Genomic DNA, 1,008 nt, shown 5'->3' with positions numbered 1-1,008 from the left:
TTATCTCGCCCGAGTGGGTCGTCTGCTCGTGGTCGTCGATGACGAGTTTGGCGTCCAGCAGTATCTCGTCGGCGAGTTCGTGCTTCCCCTCGGCGTCCGCACCCATCGCGTTGACGTGCGTGTGGTCGCCGACGGCGTCGCGGGAGACGACGGGGTCCTCGACGGGCGTCACCGTCGAGAGGACGTCGCAGGAGGCGGCCTCCTCGATCGACCCCGCGCGGACGTCGAACTCGTCTTCGAACGCGTCGATGAAGCGCGCGACGCGTTCCTCGTCGAGGTCGGAGACGACGACTTCCTCGATGTCGCGCACGGTGGCGATGGCCTCCAACTGCGTGTACGACTGGACGCCCGCGCCGACGATGCCCAGCGAACTGGCGTCCGCGACGGCGAGGTGGTCGGTGGCGACGGCGGCGGCCGCCCCCGTCCGCTTCATCGTCAGTTCGGTGCCGTCCATGACCGCGAGGGGGAACGCCGTCTCAGGCGAGGAGTACACCATCGTCCCCATCACGGTGGGGAGGTCGAACTGCTCCTCGTTGTCGGGGTGGACGTTCACCCACTTGATGCCCGCGGCGTCCCAGTCGCCGGCGTCCATGTAGGCGGGCATCGACCGGAAGTCGCCGTTGTACTGCGGCAGGTCGATGTACGACTTCGGCGGCATCTGGGCGTCGCCGCGTTCGAAGGCCGCGAACGCCTCCTCGACGGCGGGGACGAGTTCCGCCATGTTCGCGTTCTCGTGAACGTCCTCGCTGTTCAAGAGCAGTGTTTGCATCTTGCGTCACGTTTCTGCGGACCGTTACTTAGTTCATGCTAATCCGACCTAACTGCCATCGAACGGATTATTTTCGAATCGAGTTCGCTTTCGGCACCGCATCTCGAACTCTTCTCGGGCTAGACGCAGTTCGTTGCAGCCACGGTGCGTACCGCGAGACGCGTCGCTGGCGGGCGCGGCGTCGAAAGAAAGTCGGGTTCGGCGTGCGGGCCGACGGTTTCGCGACGATTCAGACGGGG

Annotated in this window: 1 protein-coding gene; it reads right to left on the bottom strand. The window is 65.5% G+C overall.

Translation table 11 applies throughout. The features are described from left to right. Nucleotides 1-769 (bottom strand): ornithine cyclodeaminase family protein (locus GJ632_RS21695; protein ID WP_191453996.1); only part of this gene is annotated, 769 nt, incomplete at its 3' end. Between the last annotated feature and the right edge of the window lie 239 nt (nucleotides 770-1,008).

This window comes from Halogeometricum sp. CBA1124, from assembly GCF_009741955.1.
Classification (GTDB): Archaea; Halobacteriota; Halobacteria; order Halobacteriales; family Haloferacaceae; genus Halogeometricum; species Halogeometricum rufum.
This window is presented reverse-complemented; position numbering and strand designations above follow the sequence as displayed.